Genomic DNA, 14533 nt, shown 5'->3' on the forward strand with positions numbered 1-14533 from the left:
TGAGCGCACCCGTCGTCGCCTGTCCAGGCCCACTTCCGTGGGAGACCGCATGATCGCCCTGCGTGGTCACGCGGTCAGCGGCGGACGGACAGCCCGACGCGCTGGAACTCCTTGAGGTCCGAGTAGCCGGTCTTGGCCATCGCGCGGCGGAGGGCGCCGAAGAGGTTCATCGTGCCCGCGCCGGAGCGGGCGGGCCCGGTCAGCACGGTGGCCAGGTCGGGCGCGACGGTGGGCACGCGCGTGATCCCGCTGCGGGGCAGCGACGGGTGCGCGGCCGACGCCGTCCAGTACCAGCCCGCGCCCGGGGCCTCCTCGGCCGCGGCGAGCTGCTCGCCGAGCATCACCGCGTCCGCCCCGCAGGCGATGGCCTTGGCGAGGTCGCCGGACGTGCCCACCGCGCCGTCGGCGATGACGTGGACGTAGCGCCCGCCGGTCTCGTCGAGGTAGTCGCGCCGCGCGGCGGCCGTCTCGACGAGCGCGGTGGCCATCGGCACCCCGATGCCCAGCACGGCGTCGGTGGACGTCGCCGCGCTCTGCCCGTAGCCGACGATGACGCCGGCGGCGCCGGTGCGCATGAGGTGCATGGCGGTGCGGTAGTCGGCGACCCCGCCCGCGACGACGGGGATGTCGAGTCCCTCGATGAAGTCCTCGAGGTCGAGCGGGCCCTCGGCGCCGTCGTCCTCGCCCCCCACGTGCTCGGCGGAGATGATCGTGCCCTGCACCACGAGCACCTCGACGCCCGCGGCCAGCAGGGTCGGCGTGAGCTCCCGGGCGTGCTGCGGGCTCACGCGCGCCGCGACGGTGGCGCCACCGCCCCGGATGCGCTCGAGCGCCTCGGTGAGCAGCGCGGGCTGCACCGGCGCGGCGTGCAGGCGCTGCAGCTCGGCGACCGCGTCGGCGGGGTCGGTGGCCGCGCGGCCGACCACCTCGGCCAGCGCCTTCTCCGTCTCCGGGTGCCGTGCCCACAGGCCCTCGGCGTTGAGGACGCCGAGCCCCCCGAGCCGGCCGACCTCGGCGGCGGTGGCCGGGGAGACCACGGCGTCCGTCGGGTGCGTCAGCAGCGGGAGCTCGAAGCGGTAGGCGTCGAGCTGCCAGGCCGTCGACACCGCCGACGACGAGCGCGTCCGGCGCGACGGGACGATGTCGAGATCGTCGAACACGTAGCTGCGCTGGGCGCTGCGGCCCCGACCGATCTCGACCTGCTCGCGCACGCGGGAGGTCCTTCCTGGCTAGCGCGCGCCGTAGTTCGGCGCCTCGGCGGTCATGGTGACGTGGTGCGGGTGCGACTCGGCGAGCCCGGCGGCGGTGATGCGCACCATGTGCGCCCGCTGCAGCTCCTCCGTGGTCCGCGAGCCCGTGTAGCCCATGGCCGCCCGCAGTCCGCCGACGAGCTGATGGGCCACCTGGGCCAGCGGCCCCCGGAAGGGTACGCGTCCCTCGATCCCCTCGGGCACCAGCTTGTCGTCGGAGAGCACGTCGTCCTGGAAGTAGCGGTCCTTGGAGTAGGAGCCCTGCCGCCCCCGGGTCTGCATCGCCCCCAGCGAGCCCATGCCGCGGTAGGTCTTGAACTGCTTGCCGTCGAGCAGGACGAGGTCGCCCGGGGTCTCCGCGGTGCCGGCCAGCAGCGACCCGAGCATCACCGTGCTCGCGCCGGAGGCGAGCGCCTTCGCGATGTCGCCGGACGACTGCAGCCCGCCGTCGCCGATCACCGGCACGCCGGCCGGCGACGCGGCCGCCGCGGCCTCGTGGATCGCGGTGATCTGCGGGACGCCGACCCCGGCGATGACGCGCGTCGTGCAGATCGAGCCCGGCCCCACGCCGACCTTGATGGCGTCCGCCCCCGCGTCGACGAGCGCCTGGGCGCCCGCGCGGGTGGCGACGTTGCCGCCCACGACCTCGACGCGCTCGCCGAGCTCCTGCTTGAGCTTCGCGACCATCGCGGTGACCGCGCGGGAGTGCCCGTGCGCGGTGTCGACGACGAGGACGTCCACGCCCGCGTCGACCAGCGCCATCGAGCGCGACCAGGCGTCGTCGCCGACACCGACCGCCGCGCCGCAGAGCAGGCGGCCGTCGGGGTCCTTGGTGGCCATCGGGTACTGCTCGGTCTTGACGAAGTCCTTGACCGTGATCAGCCCGCGCAGGATCCCGGCGCCGTCGACGAGCGGGAGCTTCTCGATCTTGCGTCGGCGCAGCAGGCCGAGCGCGGCCTCGGCCGTCACGCCCACCTGCGCGGTGACGAGGTCCTCGGAGGTCATGACCTCGCGGACGCGACGCGAGTGGTCGACCTCGAAGCGCATGTCGCGGTTGGTGATGATGCCGACGAGACGGCCGGACTCGTCGACCACGGGCAGCCCCGAGATCCGGAACTTTGCGCAGAGCGCATCGACCTCGGCGAGGGTGTCCTCGGGCGAGCAGGTCACCGGGTCGGTGACCATGCCGGCCTCGGACCGCTTGACGACCTCGACCTGCGCCGCCTGCGCCTCCGCCGGCAGGTTGCGGTGGAGCACGCCCATGCCGCCCTGGCGGGCCATCGCGATGGCCATCCGCGACTCGGTGACCGTGTCCATCGCCGAGCTCACGAGCGGGACGCGCAGGGTGACCCGGCGGGTCAGCCGCGCGGACGTGTCGGCCTCGGAGGGCACCACGTCGGACTCGGCCGGCAGGAGCATGACGTCGTCGAAGGTCAGGCCGAGCAACGCGAACTTCTCGGGCAACCCGGGCTCGGTCAACACCATGTCCTCAATCGTAGTCGCGCCGCCGACCGGTCCCCCGGGCGCGCGGACCGCCGCCGCGTGACGCGCGCCGCGGGACGGGTAAATTGCTGGTCGTGCCGTACGAAGCGTTGCCGCCCGACCCGTTCGCGGGAGATCCCGCGGACCCCGCCCGCGCGCTCGGGGGGCCGGACGCCGACGCCGCCGACGACGCGCCCCTCGACGACGCCGAGCGCGACGAGGTGGTGGCCGACCTCGGTGACCTCGCCGTGTTCGAGGCGCTGCTCGCGCCCCGTGGCGTCCGCGGCGTCGTGGTCGACTGCGAGGACTGCTCCGAGCAGCACTACCACGACTGGGACCTCCTGCGGGCGAGCCTCCAGCAGCTCCTCGACGAGGGCCACATGCGCCCGCACGAGCCCCCGTTCGACCCGGACCCCGCGTCCTACGTCACCTGGGAGTACTGCCGCGGGTTCGCGGACGCGACGCTCGCGGAGTAGCCCTCCCCCTCCTCACGCACGAACGGCCCGGTCCCCTCGCGGGGGCCGGGCCGTTCGGCGTTCGGGGTGGTCAGCCCGTGGTGGACGTCGCACCGGGGCTGGAGGACAGCCCGTTGGTGGTGGTCGACGGCGGCGGGTCGTCGGCGCCGCGGGTGTCGGGGGACGCCGGGTCCGCCGGGTCGGCGGGCGTCGGGGAGGCGTCCTCGGGCGTGACCGGAGCCGGCTCCGCGGGGCTCGGCGTCGCCGGGTCGTCCGCGGTGGAGCTCCCGCCCGACGACGGCGCCGTGCTCGGCTCGGAGCCTGCGGGCTCGCGGGACGAGGGCGACGGGTCGGACTCGATCGAGCTCTGCACCCGGTCGCGCTCCTGCACCAGCGGGGCCCGCTGCTCGGGCGCCACCTGCGGGATCGCGATGTTGGCCTGGGCCAGCTCGTTGCGGGCCGCCGTGGTGTCGCCCCGCGCCAGGGCGCCGTTGGCGGCCTCGATGCGGTTGCGGACCTCCTCGACGCGCTCGACACCCTGGGCGCGCTCGGAGAAGAAGACCTTGGAGACGCCCCAGAGCGTGTCGCCCGGCATCGCACCGTGGACCGCGACCGTGAGCCCCGCACAGGCGACGGCGGCCGCCACGGCGGCGATCGCGAACGGCATGCGTCGACGGCCGCGTGAGCGCAACCGGTCGCGCGACTCGTGCCCGGCGGCGACGGCCTCGGCCGCCTCGTCCAGGGACACGAGCTCCGGCATCGGGTCGGCCTCGATGTCCGCCCGCCACGCGGCGAGGATCGCCGCGAGACGGTCGTCGTCGTCGGAGCCGCCGAATCCGTAGCCGTCGGCCCCTCCGCCGGCACCGCCGGCGAGCGCGTCGATCAGGGCGTCGTCCGCCCGGACCGCTGCGAGGTCGACGGGGCCGTCGACGAGGTCACCCTCAGACCCGCCCGACGCCCGGTGGCCGCCCACTCAACTCACCTCTTCCGAGATCGCGGACACGGCGGTCCGCAGCTTCGACAGGGCCCGGTGCTGTGCCACCCGCACAGCGCCGGGAGTGGATTCGACCGCTTCCGCGGTCTCCTCCGCTGACAATCCAACGACGACACGCAACACGAGGATTTCCCTCTGTTTGGGGGGAAGCGTGTCGAGCAGTTGACCCATCTGGACGGACAACGCTCCGTTGAGTGCCCGCTGCTCGGGGCCGTCCCGGGGATCGAGCTCCTCGGGGAGCTCCTCCACGGGCTCGGAGCGACTGCGGGCGACCGAACGGTGGGCGTCGACCACCTTGTGGGCGGCGATCCCGTAGACGAACGCGAGGAACGGGCGGCCCTGGTCGCGGTAGCCCGGCAGCGCTGTCAGCACGGCGAGACACACCTCCTGGGCCACGTCGTCGGCGGAGACCGCCGACCGTTCCTGCCGGCCGATGCGCGCACGGCAGTACCGCACGACCAACGGCCGGATGATCGCGAGAACGCGGTTGAGAGCCGAGCGGTCGCCGTCGTTGGCGGCGGCCACCAGACCCTCGAGGTCGTTCCCTGCTTCGCTCATCGCTGCGCGTGGCCCCGGTGTTACGCGGGGCGGTGGCACCGGGCGCATCGGCCGTGATGCCGACACGGGGTCCACCGCCGGACGGACCGGCGTCCCGGCCGAGGTGAGGTGACCGGACGACGGGTTGGTCGGATCAGCGTAGCGGGCGGTCTGCGGGCCCTGCGCGGCCCAGGAAGCGGGTGGTGCGGCGTTCGCCCGATCCGGGCCCCGCCACCGATCCGCCGCACGGTGCACCGCGCGGGGGATCCCGATCACCGGCGTCGGGACGTCGTCGGCGTGCATCCCTCGGGTCACGTCGCCGGCACCCCCCGAACGTCCGTCGTTCCGGTATGCGGTCAGGAGACCAGGCCCCGTCGGAAGCCGTGTGCCACGGCCTGCGCGCGGTCACGGACGCCCAGCTTGCGGAACAGCCGGCGGGCGTGGGTCTTGACGGTGTCCTCGGAGAGGTAGAGCTCGCGGCCGATCTGGCCGTTGCTCTTGCCCTGGGCCATGCCGCGCAGCACCTGCAGCTCCCGCTCGGTGAGCTGGACGCCGGAGTCGGCCGGGGTGCGCGGGGCGGGCACCGAGGTGCTCGCGAGGGTGTGGGCCAGCGCGGCGACGAGCTCGGGACGCGAGGCGTCCCAGCGCAGGTAGCCGCGGGCGCCGCCGGCGATCGCCGCGGCGATGCTGCCGGAGTCGTCGGGAGCACCGAAGACGATGACGTTGGCCTGCGGGTGGGCGGCCACCAGGCGGCGCGTGGCCTCGACGCCCGTGGGCACCGCGCGCTGGGTGCCGACGAGCACGACGTCGACGGTCTGCCGCGAGAACCGCGTGAGCAGCTCGTCGCCGTGGGCGACGCAGTCGATGCGGTGGACCCCCGGGACCGCGGACATCACCCTCGTGAGGCCTTCACGGACGCTGCGACGATCGTCGCAGATCAGCACCGTGGTCACGGGAGCTCCTTTCTGCACGGACGCAGCAGCCGATGAGCGAGCACTCTCCCCCATCGGCGTCCGGAGCGACGAGCTTGACCCGCCGTCGGCGCTCTTTTCGCCGGGGCGCGTCGGCCCCGGCTCGCGTCCGCGGTCGAGTCCGCGCTCGACGTGCCGGTCCATGCGCTCTCCTCACGACGGGCGCAGGGCTGTCCACGCCTCGATGGGGCCGAGGGCCTCCACGGCCTCCGACTCCGCCCGGTCGGACCGGACGAGCGTGACGACCCTCCCCCTGTCCAACGTGCCAGCGACCTTACGGTGACGACCGGAGATCCACCGGATACGACCGTCCGGCGACCTCCCGTGTACTCCGCGTGCGGAGGATGATCACGGATCGGAGCCGGTTCGGCAAGCACCCCTGCATGTAGGCGACCGTTCATCGTGAGGGATGGCGCACGTCGCAAGCTCTTGTCCGGTCGCGCGCAACCGCCATAGGGTCCTCATCGGTGGTCGCGGTCCGCGCCGTCGTGGGCACGGTCAGTGACGGGGCCACCGGGAGCGCGACCGGCACGGAGGCGGACCACACCGACCCCCGTGCGGACGTGCGGTGCAGCCGGACCCACGGGTCCTCGCGTAGGAGGTGGCTCATGGCGGACGTCCGCCGGCTTCCGGGACCCAATGCCGACATCTGGGACTGGCAGCGACTCGGTTCCTGCCGAGGCATGGACAGCGCGTTCTTCTTCCACCCCGACGGTGAGCGCGGCCCCGCCCGTGCGCACCGCGAGCGCCGGGCGAAGGCGGTGTGCCGCGACTGCCCGGTGGTCGAGCCGTGCCGCCGGCACGCCATCGCCGCCGGCGAGCCCTACGGCATCTGGGGCGGCATGTCGGAGTCCGAGAGGGTCGCGGTCGCCACCGGGCGTCCGCGGCGTCTCACGAGCGGCTGAGCCGTTCGGAGGACCCTTCACACACACGACGGGCCCCACCGCAAGTTGCGGTGGGGCCCTACGTGTGTCATCTCCGGCTCACTGACCACCGGAGCGCGACAGCCGCATCCGGCGCGGCTGAACTAGTGGCCGTGCCCGTGACCGTGGCCGTGGCCACCGCCCGCGGCGGCGGGCTCCTCGTCGGCGGGCTTGTCCACGACAGCACTCTCCGTGGTCAGGACCATGCGCGCGATGGAGGTGGCGTTCTCCAGCGCGGAGCGCGTCACCTTGACCGGGTCGATGATCCCGGTCGCCATCAGGTCGCCGTAGGTGCCGGCCGCGGCGTCGTAGCCGGTGCCCCAGCCCGCCTCGGCGACGTGCGCGGCGACGACCGAGCCCTCGAGCCCCGCGTTGCGGGCGATGGCCCGCAGCGGCGCCGAGAGCGCCCGGCGCACCAGGGCCACGCCCGTGGCCTCGTCGCCGGTGCGACCGAGGCCGTCGGCGAGCTCGGCCGAGGCGTGCAGCAGCGCGCTGCCGCCGCCGGGGACGATGCCCTCCTCGACCGCCGCGCGCGTGGCGGCGATCGCGTCCTCGATGCGGTGCTTGCGCTCCTTCATCTCGGTCTCGGTGGCCGCGCCGACCTTGATGACCGCGACACCCCCGTGGAGCTTGGCGAGCCGCTCCTGGAGCTTCTCGCGGTCCCAGTCGGAGTCGGTCTCGCCGATCTCGCGCCGGATCTGGGAGATGCGCGCGTCCACGGCCTCCTTGGAGCCGCCACCCTCGATGAAGGTGGTGGTGTCCTTGGTGATCACCGCGCGGCGCACGCTGCCGAGCACCTCGGGACCGGCGTCGGACAGCTTCGTGCCGGTCTCGGGGTTGACCACCGTCGCGCCGAGCGCGGCGGCGAGGTCGTCCATGAACGCCTTGCGGCGGTCGCCGAAGAACGGCGCCTTGACCGCGGCGACCTTGACCGTCTTGCGGATCGAGTTCACCACGAGGGTCGAGAGCGCCTCGGCCTCGACGTCCTCGGCGATGATCAGGAGCGGCTTGCCCGACTCGACGACCTTCTCCAGCAGCGGGAGGAGGTCCTGGATCGCGCTGATCTTGTCCCGGTTCAGCAGGACCTGGGCGTCCTCGAGGACCGCTTCCATCGAGTCGTTGTCGGTGACGAAGTAGGGCGAGATGTAGCCCTTGTCGAACTGCAGACCTTCGGTGATCTCCAGCTCGGTCGCCAGCGTCGAGGCCTCCTCGACGGTGATGACACCGTCCTCGCCGACCTTCTCCATGGCCTCGCCGATGAGGTCACCGATGGTCTGGTCGCGGGACGCGACCGCGCCGACGGCGGCGATGCCCTGGCGGCCGTCGACCGGGGTGGCGCGCGAGCGCAGCACCTCGGTGACCTTCTCGGTGGCGGCGACCATGCCGGCACCCAGCGAGGTGGGGTTGGCACCCGCCGCGAGGTTGCGCAGGCCCTCGGCGACCAGCGCCTGGGCGAGGACCGTGGCCGTCGTGGTGCCGTCGCCGGCGACGTCGTTGGTCTTGGTGGCGACGTTCTTCGCCAGCTGCGCACCGAGGTTCTCGAAGGGGTTCTCGAGCTCGATCTCGCGGGCGATGGTGACGCCGTCGTTGGTGATCGTCGGACCACCGAACTTCTTCTCCAGCACGACGTGACGCCCCCGCGGTCCGAGGGTCACCACGACCGCACCGGCCAGCTGGTCGACGCCGCGCTCCAGGGCGCGGCGGGCGGTCTCGTCGAACGTGATCTGCTTGGGCACTGACCTACCTTTCGTGACGCGAGACGACGCCGCCCCGGTCACCCCGTCCGGGGCCACCGGGGCGGCATCGCTGTGCTCTGTGGAGCGGCGTCGTTAGTTGACGACCGCCAGCACGTCGCGCGAGGAGAGGATCAGGTAGTCCTCGCCGTTGTACTTGATCTCGGTGCCGCCGTACTTCGAGAACACGACGACGTCACCCACCGCGACGTCGAGCGGGATGCGGTTCCCGTTGTCGTCCACGCGGCCCGGGCCCACGGCCAGGACCTTGCCCTCCTGGGGCTTCTCCTTCGCCGTGTCCGGGATGACGATGCCGGACGCGGTCGTGGTCTCGGCCTCGCTGGCCTGCACCACGAGCTTGTCCTCGAGCGGCTTGATGTTCACGCTGGCCACGTCGGTGACCTCCACCTGTCTGGGGTCGGAGCGTTATACGCCGGAAACGATCTCCACGGCGCCGGTGGTCCGACCCGTCGTCGCGGGTGCCGGGGCGGCTCCGACGCCGTGCTGTTGGCACTCTATCCCCGAGAGTGCCAGGTCATCAACGAGGGTCTGACGCGGGCGGGTCGCCGCCCGGCCGGTCATGTCGCGGGCGCTTCATCGTGTACGCGTCCGCACCCGAGGAGTAGTAACGGCGGCGGGTGCCGACGACCTCGAAGCCGGTGACGCGGTAGAGGTGCTGCGCGGCCTCGTTGTCGGTGCGCACCTCCAGGTACGTGGTCGCAGCGATGCGGTCGGCGGCCGCGAGCAGGCCGTCGAGCACCGCGCGCCCGATGCCCCGTCCCTGGTGGCCGGGGTCCACCCCGATCGTGTGGATCTCGGCCTCGGCGTGCTGACCGAGCCGCGCCGGGAGCAGCGCGATGCCGCCGTAGCCGACGAGCTCCCCGGCGCTGCGGGCGGCGAGGTAGACGTGGCCCGCGCGCAGCTCGTCGCGGAACGCCCGCGCGCTCCACGGGTCGTCGCCGGGGAACAGGACGGCCTCGAGCTGCGCGCACCGGTCGGCGTCGTCGGGGGTCAGGGCGTCGACGACGACGTCGGTGCTGGTCATGCGCGCGTGACGGTCTTCGGCGCGCCGGGCGGGACCGCGTCGGGGCGGCGCAGGTAGAGCGGCGCCAGCGGGCGGGCGTCGTCCCCGCCCGCAGGGCGCCCGCGGCGACGTCGACCAGCCCGGCGGGCGTGGGGCCGGGCAGCTCGACCTCGGCACCGATCTGGCCGGCGGCGTCGCCCACGATCCGGTCCACCGGGCCGAGGTCGGTCTCCAGGCGCTCGGCGAGCACGGCCGGGGCGACGACCTCGGGGCCGTGGGTGCGGACCCCGTCGACCACGAGGCTCCAGTAGACCTCGCGGCGGCGGGCGTCGGTGACGACCAGGACGCGAAGCGTCGGGGGGAGCACGCCGATAGGGGAGCCGGACCCTTCGGACCGGACGCGGCCCGGCAGGCCTGCGGCCATCGCGTCGTGGGTGCCGACGCCGTGCACCGGGATGCCGAGGGCGTCGCCCATCGCCGCCGCGGTGACGAGCCCGACGCGCAGGCCCGTGAACGGTCCGGGGCCGAGTCCGGCGACGACGGCGTCGAGGTCGCCGCGGGTGCGTCCGGCCTCGGCCAGCGCGTCGCGGACGGCCGGGGCGAGGAGCTCGGCGTGGGCGCGGGCGCCGACGCCGTCGCGGGCGGCGAGGGTGACGGGGGCCCGTCGGGATGCAGCTCGACCACGCCCGCGGTGATGCGGGCGGTGGCGGTGTCGAGGGCCAGGACGAGCACGCCCGAGACCCTACGAGCCGGGGTCGCCGCCGCCGACGAGGCGGGCGGGGCCCTCGAGCACGGCGACCCGGGCCTCCGGCGCGTCGGGCGTCCCGGTGCGGTCGAGCCGGACCGTCAGGTGCTCGGCGGCGAGGTGCTCGGCGACGCCCTCACCCCACTCGATCACCACCGCGGCGCGGGTGAGGTCGGTGTCGAGGTCGAGGTCGTCGAGCTGGGCGGCGACGTCGCGGGGGTCCGGATCGCCGCTCGTCCCGACCCCGAGCCGGTAGGCGTCGACGTGGACGAGCACGACCCCGCGGCCGCCCAGGGCATCGGGCAGCGGCGGGTGCTCGCGGGCGATGACGAAGGTCGGGGACGTCACCGGGCCCTCGACGCCGAGGCCCTCGCCGATACCGGCGGCCAGGCACGTCTTGCCGGCCCCGAGCGGGCCCGCGAGCACGACGAGGTCGCCGGGCTGCAGCCGCGTGCCCAGGTCGTGCCCGAGGGCCGTCGTGTCCGCGGCCGTGGGCAGGACGACGCGACGTCCCGCCCCCACGGCTCCCGGGCGGGTCACGCCCGTCGCCGGGGTCGGCGCAGCCCCCGGCGCGGTCGGTCGGCCGACGCGGCTCGTCCCGGCCGCAGGCGGCGCAGGACCTGGGTGCGGTGGGTGCAGCGGCGCAGGAGCTCGAGCAGGGCGGCGTCGAACTCGCCGGGCTGCTCGAGCATCGCCATGTGCCCGGCGCCCTCGAGGGGCAGGAGCTCGGCGTGCGGCATCTCCGCGGCGATCAGCTCGGAGTGCTCGTACGGGATCATCCGGTCCAGCGTCCCGCCCGCGACCAGCACCTCGCACTGCGACAGCCCCGCGAGCGCCGCGCGGCGGTTGTGCGTGGAGAGCGTGTTGGCGAACGAGGTGAGCGCGTCGAGCGGGGTGGCCGCGATCGTCTGGTCGACCAGGTTCACCAGCGCCGGGTCGGTGGAGCGGTCGCCGAACGACAGGCCCTGCACGAACGCCCAGATGACGTTGCCGGCGGCCCGCCGCACGCGGTCGGCGAAGGCGGGCTGCCAGTGCGCCACCCGGCCCAGCACGTTGACCGTCGGGTTGCGGTGCGACAGCACGGCCTGCTTGAGCCCGCCGGCCATGACGTCGCCCGCCGAGGTGCAGACCAGCGCCACGCCCGCGACGCGCTCCTTGAACAGCTTCGGGTTCCGCTCGGCCAGCGCCATGATCGTCATGCCGCCCATGGAGTGCCCGACCAGCACGATCGGGCCCTCGGGGACGACGGAGCGCAGGATCGCGTCGAGGTCGGCGCCGAGCTGGGCGATCGTGCACGAGCGCGCGCCGGCCTGGCCGGAGCGTCCGTGGCGGCGCTGGTCGTAGAGCACGGTGCGCACCGCGGGCTCGGTGAGCTCGGAGAGCATGCGGCGCTGGAAGTGCCAGCACTTGCGGTCGAGGGCGAACCCGTGGACGAGCACGACGGTCAGCTCGGCCTTCGCGCCCGGGGTGACCGGGTCGACCTCCTCCACCGAGAGCCGCACACCGTCGTCCGCGGCCACGGACGACTCCCGGCCCGGCGGGAGCATGCCGAGCTTCGAGGGATGGGCCTTCTCCTCCTCGGAGAGGCGCGCCCGCTGGCGCAGGATGCGGTTGCGGGCCCGGCCGGCGCCGACCGCGCCCGCGGCGGCGGCGCCGCCCAGCACCGCGCCGGCCACGGCCCCTGCGACGCCGCCCGGCGAGACGCGGTGGTCGTGGCGCCCGTCGTCGCTCATGCGCGGGGCCCGGAGGTCCGGGTGACGCGGGGACGGCAGCCGACGCCCGTGACGACCTCGTAGTGGATCGTGTCGAGCCAGCGCGCCCACTCGGCGGCCGTCGGCTCGCCCGCGTCGCCGGGGCCGAACAGGACGACCTCGTCGCCCGCGGTGACGACCGCGTCGGCGGCCTCGGCGGCCGGCCCCAGGTCGACCACGACCTGGTCCATGCACACGCGCCCGACGACCGGTCGGCGCCGACCGGCCAGCTGCACCGTCATCGTCCCTCCGAGCCGTCGGGGCACCCCGTCGGCGTACCCCGTGGGGACCAGTGCGAGTACCCGGTCGCTGGGAGCGACCCATTCGTGACCGTACGAGACACCTTCCCCGGCGGCGATCCGTTTGACCAGCGCGACCCGGGTGCGGAACGTCATGACCGGGCGCAGTCCGTGATGGTCCGGCGCCTCGAGCGGGTCGAGGCCGTAGACGGCGATGCCGGGCCGGACGAGGTCGAGGTGCAGGTCGGGGCGGGTGAGGGTGGCCGCGGAGTTGGCCAGGTGCCGCCACGGGGCGGGCCCGCCGAGGCGCGCCGTCGCCGCCCGCCAGGCCTCGTCGAGACGGGCGGCCTGGACGTCGATCGTCGGGTGGGCGGGGGCGTCGGCGTGCGCGAGGTGCGACCAGACGGCGGCGACCTCGACCTCGCCCCTGACCCGCGCGTCCTCGGTGGCGTCGAGCAGCTCGGCCCAGGCGTCGGGCGGGCAGCCGTTGCGGCTCAGCCCGGTATCGATCTTGAGGTGCACGCGGGCGGGCCGGCCGGCACGGCGCGCCCCGGCGACGACGCCGTCGAGCTCCGCGCGCGAGGAGACCCCGAGGTCGACGCGGTCGGCCACCGCGGGGGCGAAGTCCTCGTCGGGCAGGTGCAGCCAGGAGAGCACCGGGGCGTCGATGCCGGCGGCGCGCAGCTCGGCGGCCTCGCCGAGGGTGCAGACGCCGAGCCAGGTGGCGCCGCTCGCCAGCGCCGTGCGCGCGACGTCCACGGCGCCGTGGCCGTAGCCGTCGGCCTTGACCACGGCCATCGTGGCGGCGCCGGAGCGCCGGGCGAGGCCGGCGAGCAGGTCGACGTTGTGCGCGAGGGCGTCGTGGTCGACGTGGGCCTCGACGCGGGGGCGGCCGGTCGTGGTGGTCACGCGCACGCCCCCGGACCCGGCGGATCGCCGTCGGCAGGGCGGCCTGGACGTGCGACGCGGGGACCGGCGACCCGGGGCCGACGTCCGCGCCCGCCCCGATCTCGGCGGCGCGGGCGTGCACGAACGCCGCGCAGCCGCCCGCCCACCAGGGCTCGAGGCCGGCGGCGAGCAGGGCGCCGGCGACCCCGGAGAGCACGTCGCCGGAGCCCGCGGTGGCGAGCCAGGCGCTGCCCGCGGGGTGCACGAGCACGCGCCCGTCGGGGGCCGCGACGACCGTGGCGTTGCCCTTGAGCAGCACGGTGACCCCGAGGTCGGCGGCCGCGCGGCGGGCGGAGTCGACGCGGTCGTCGGTGAGCTCGGCGACGCGGACGAACTCCCCGGCGTGCGGGGTGATGAGCACCGGGGCGCCCGCGGCCTTCTCCCGCAGCTCGGCGTGCTGGGCGAGCAGCGTCACCGCGTCGGCGTCGGCGAGCACCGGCAGGCCGGCGTCGAGGACGTCGCCGAGGGTCTGCGCGCCGTCGTCGTCCGTCCCGAGGCCCGGCCCGACGACCCAGGCCTGCACGCGCCCGGCCTCGCCGACGGTGTCGGTGGCGACGATCTCGGGCCACGCGGCGCGGACCTCGTCGGCGGCGCTGCCCGCGTACCGGACCATGCCGCTGGTGGACAGCGCCGCGGCGCCGGCGGCGAGGACGGCGGCGCCCGGGTAGGTCCGGGAGCCGGCGGCGATGCCGACGACGCCCTGGCTGTACTTGTCGTCGCCGGGCCCGGGCACCGGCCAGCGCGCGCCGACGTCGGCGGCGTCGAGCACGTCGACCGGGGCAGGCGGGAGCTCGGGGCCGAGGCCGATGTCGATCAGGGTCACCGGGCCGCAGAGGGCGCGGCGAGCACGTGGACCGGCTTGCGGGCCCCGAACGTCATCGTGGCGGCGGCGCGGACGTGGTGCTCGCCGGGCACGCCGGTGAGCGGGTCGACGCCGCTGGGGGTGTCGACGGCGAGGATCGGGACGCCGGCGACCTGCGCGGCGTCCACCAGCGTGGCCGCCTCGGGACGCAGGCCCCCGCGGGCGCCGGTGCCGACGATCGCGTCGAGGACGAGGTCGGCGTGACCCACGGCGGCGACGCCGTGCTCGACGTCGGTGACGATGCGGCCGCGCTGTCTGCGCAGGGCCGCCAGCCCCGCGGGGTGCGCGCGGTCCGGGCTCAGCAGCACGGCGGTGACGGCGACGCCGCGCCGGCGCAGCTCGTCGCCGGCCCAGAGCCCGTCGCCGCCGTTGTTGCCCGCGCCGGCGAGGACGACGACCCGCCGCCCGGCGACCCCGCCGGTGCGGCGCCGGAGCTCGGCGAGGGCGACCTGCGCGACGCCGTGCGCCGCCCGCCGCATGAGCGCGCCCTCGGGCGTGCGCGCGAGCACGGGCTCCTCGGCGGCACCCACCTGCTCGGGCGTCCAGACGCCGTACACGGTTGCCTCCTGCGTCGTACGTGAGCGATGTTCACGGTGATAGCCGTGAATATCACTCACGG

General features: G+C 75.0%; 13 protein-coding genes and 2 pseudogenes. 2 read left to right on the forward strand and 13 right to left on the reverse strand.

Features of this window, described 5'->3' with window-relative positions:
- Window positions 1–74: 74 nt before the first annotated feature.
- A complete protein-coding gene (locus ACQPYN_RS28165) occupies window positions 75–1211 on the reverse strand; it encodes a GuaB3 family IMP dehydrogenase-related protein (protein WP_433030049.1) in 1137 nt (378 codons plus the stop codon).
- An 18-nt stretch (window positions 1212–1229) separates the two neighbouring features.
- Window positions 1230–2735, reverse strand: coding sequence for an IMP dehydrogenase (gene guaB, locus ACQPYN_RS28170; RefSeq protein WP_433030051.1), 1506 nt, complete (start codon window positions 2733–2735; stop codon window positions 1230–1232).
- A gap of 83 nt (window positions 2736–2818) precedes the next feature.
- Between guaB and ACQPYN_RS28175 the strand changes: the two genes are divergently transcribed.
- The gene (locus ACQPYN_RS28175; protein ID WP_274190714.1) at window positions 2819–3208 is read left to right on the forward strand and encodes a DUF5319 domain-containing protein; all 390 of its coding nucleotides are present in this window, start codon (window positions 2819–2821) and stop codon (window positions 3206–3208) included.
- 70 nt (window positions 3209–3278) lie between these two features.
- Here ACQPYN_RS28175 and ACQPYN_RS28180 read toward each other — a convergent pair whose 3' ends face one another.
- The 3 genes from ACQPYN_RS28180 to ACQPYN_RS28190 form a co-directional block, all read right to left on the reverse strand.
- Entirely contained in the window at window positions 3279–4160 is an 882-nt protein-coding gene (locus tag ACQPYN_RS28180) for an anti-sigma-D factor RsdA (protein ID WP_433030053.1), read from the reverse strand.
- Window positions 4161–4739: a sigma-70 family RNA polymerase sigma factor gene (locus ACQPYN_RS28185; RefSeq protein ID WP_274194704.1), complete on the reverse strand. Its 579-nt coding sequence runs from the start codon at window positions 4737–4739 to the stop codon at window positions 4161–4163.
- A 335-nt stretch (window positions 4740–5074) separates the two neighbouring features.
- The gene (locus tag ACQPYN_RS28190) at window positions 5075–5671 is read right to left on the reverse strand and encodes a response regulator transcription factor (RefSeq protein WP_116709579.1); all 597 of its coding nucleotides are present in this window, start codon (window positions 5669–5671) and stop codon (window positions 5075–5077) included.
- A gap of 626 nt (window positions 5672–6297) precedes the next feature.
- Between ACQPYN_RS28190 and ACQPYN_RS28195 the strand changes: the two genes are divergently transcribed.
- Window positions 6298–6594 carry a WhiB family transcriptional regulator gene (locus ACQPYN_RS28195; RefSeq protein ID WP_274190717.1) on the forward strand — a complete coding sequence of 99 codons (297 nt, stop codon included), beginning with the start codon at window positions 6298–6300 and terminating at the stop codon, window positions 6592–6594.
- 122 nt (window positions 6595–6716) lie between these two features.
- Here the strand turns inward: ACQPYN_RS28195 and groL are convergent, their stop codons facing one another.
- The 8 genes and pseudogenes from groL to ACQPYN_RS28235 form a co-directional block, all read right to left on the reverse strand.
- Window positions 6717–8348: a chaperonin GroEL gene (groL, locus tag ACQPYN_RS28200; RefSeq protein WP_433030056.1), complete on the reverse strand. Its 1632-nt coding sequence runs from the start codon at window positions 8346–8348 to the stop codon at window positions 6717–6719.
- A 93-nt stretch (window positions 8349–8441) separates the two neighbouring features.
- Entirely contained in the window at window positions 8442–8753 is a 312-nt protein-coding gene (gene groES / locus ACQPYN_RS28205) for a co-chaperone GroES (RefSeq protein ID WP_274190719.1), read from the reverse strand.
- 130 nt (window positions 8754–8883) lie between these two features.
- On the reverse strand, window positions 8884–9390 hold the full coding sequence (gene rimI / locus ACQPYN_RS28210) for a ribosomal protein S18-alanine N-acetyltransferase (RefSeq protein ID WP_433030058.1): 507 nt from the start codon (window positions 9388–9390) through the stop codon (window positions 8884–8886).
- Between the two features lie 133 nt (window positions 9391–9523).
- Window positions 9524–9961 (reverse strand): annotated as a pseudogene (gene tsaB / locus ACQPYN_RS28215) (tRNA (adenosine(37)-N6)-threonylcarbamoyltransferase complex dimerization subunit type 1 TsaB); the annotation flags it as partial.
- Window positions 9962–10111: 150 nt separating this feature from the next.
- Entirely contained in the window at window positions 10112–10654 is a 543-nt protein-coding gene (gene tsaE, locus ACQPYN_RS28220) for a tRNA (adenosine(37)-N6)-threonylcarbamoyltransferase complex ATPase subunit type 1 TsaE (protein WP_433030060.1), read from the reverse strand.
- The gene (locus tag ACQPYN_RS28225) at window positions 10651–11847 is read right to left on the reverse strand and encodes an alpha/beta fold hydrolase (RefSeq protein WP_433039083.1); all 1197 of its coding nucleotides are present in this window, start codon (window positions 11845–11847) and stop codon (window positions 10651–10653) included. The genes tsaE and ACQPYN_RS28225 overlap by 4 nt, the downstream gene beginning before the upstream one ends.
- On the reverse strand, window positions 11844–13019 hold the full coding sequence (gene alr, locus ACQPYN_RS28230; RefSeq protein WP_433030062.1) for an alanine racemase: 1176 nt from the start codon (window positions 13017–13019) through the stop codon (window positions 11844–11846). The genes ACQPYN_RS28225 and alr overlap by 4 nt, the downstream gene beginning before the upstream one ends.
- A pseudogene (locus tag ACQPYN_RS28235) lies at window positions 13015–14471 on the reverse strand (NAD(P)H-hydrate dehydratase); the annotation flags it as partial. The pseudogene ACQPYN_RS28235 and the gene alr, both read right to left, overlap by 5 nt.
- Between the last annotated feature and the right edge of the window lie 62 nt (window positions 14472–14533).

Source organism: Actinomycetospora sp. CA-053990 (genome assembly GCF_050948445.1).
In the GTDB taxonomy this organism is placed as follows: Bacteria; Actinomycetota; Actinomycetes; order Mycobacteriales; family Pseudonocardiaceae; genus Actinomycetospora; species Actinomycetospora callitridis.

Excerpts from the sequence above, each read along its gene's own strand:
- ACQPYN_RS28195 (WP_274190717.1), top strand. The coding sequence starts at position 6,298 with ATGGCGGACGTCCGCCGGCTTCCGGGACCCAATGCCGACATCTGGGAC.
- ACQPYN_RS28225 (WP_433039083.1), bottom strand. The coding sequence starts at position 11,847 with ATGAGCGACGACGGGCGCCACGACCACCGCGTCTCGCCGGGCGGCGTC.
- ACQPYN_RS28185 (WP_274194704.1), bottom strand. The coding sequence starts at position 4,739 with ATGAGCGAAGCAGGGAACGACCTCGAGGGTCTGGTGGCCGCCGCCAAC.
- rimI (WP_433030058.1), bottom strand. The coding sequence starts at position 9,390 with ATGACCAGCACCGACGTCGTCGTCGACGCCCTGACCCCCGACGACGCC.
- guaB (WP_433030051.1), bottom strand. The coding sequence starts at position 2,735 with ATGGTGTTGACCGAGCCCGGGTTGCCCGAGAAGTTCGCGTTGCTCGGC.